General features: G+C 62.3%; 1 protein-coding gene. It reads right to left on the bottom strand.

What is annotated here, in order from left to right; translation table 11 throughout:
- Positions 1 to 208 (bottom strand): hypothetical protein (locus ACXAHD_RS32480; protein WP_475055238.1); only part of this gene is annotated, 208 nt, incomplete at its 3' end.
- Between the last annotated feature and the right edge of the window lie 31 nt (positions 209 to 239).

The raw sequence follows: 239 nt of genomic DNA, 5'->3' as shown, positions 1-239 counted from the left end.
GTGAGATCGTCGACTGGGAGACGCCGTGCGCCTCGGCGATCTCCGCTTGGACACGGTTACGACGCATGTAGGTCAACGCGACCACGAGGGCGCGGTAGAGGCCGAGGATCGGTGGCCATGGTTCCGTGCCCAGGTTCCGGCATTCGGTGCGGACCAGCACGCAGAGGTCGCGGATCTGATCGGTCGTGAAGCCGGTGGTATGATACATGTTCGGCGGTCCGCTTTTCTTTGGTTGTTGT

The organism is Micromonospora sp. ABR4_055, assembly GCF_056160425.1.
This window is presented reverse-complemented; position numbering and strand designations above follow the sequence as displayed.